The sequence below is a fragment of the Catenibacterium sp. AM22-6LB genome (assembly GCF_003435615.1).
In the GTDB taxonomy this organism is placed as follows: Bacteria; Bacillota_I; Bacilli_A; order Erysipelotrichales; family Coprobacillaceae; genus Catenibacterium; species Catenibacterium mitsuoka_A.
Genome location: NZ_QTUM01000101.1, coordinates 1 through 477, shown reverse-complemented (window position 1 = coordinate 477; position 477 = coordinate 1). Strand labels below are relative to the sequence as shown.

The following is a 477-nucleotide window of genomic DNA, read 5'->3' as shown; positions in this document are numbered from 1 at the left end:
CAGAATAAAAACATAATATCTATTTATTAATTAGTAAGCGCCAAATAATATAGATAATATGAAATGACCTCCTAGTTGTCAAAACGTGGATTTAAACTCATAATAAGAATAGAAAACAAAAAGTGAGTTGTTACCATAACGACAATAGGAGGTCACTATGAAAAGTATAATTTATATTGGAATGGATGTCCATAAGAAGACATATAGTTTATGTGCATTATTGAAAGAAACTGGTGAGATTATTGGTGAAACTAAGATTCCTGCAGATGTAAGTCTTATCATCAAGTTCATTGAGAACGCCAAGAAATCAGTTGACAGTGATGATGTTCAGATCAAGACAGGCTATGAAGCAGGATGCCTTGGCTATTCTCTTTACTGGCAGTTAGCTGCAAAAGGTATCGAATGTGATATTCTTGCACCATCAACTATGCATCGTTCTGCAAAAAATAAAGTAGTGAAGAATGATAGAAGAGATGC

The 477-nt window shown here is 33.3% G+C and carries 1 protein-coding gene; it reads left to right on the top strand.

The features are described from left to right. Window positions 1-157 precede the first annotated feature (157 nt). Window positions 158-477: transposase (locus tag DW269_RS12315; RefSeq protein WP_147321713.1), on the top strand; the 320-nt coding region annotated here is incomplete at its 3' end.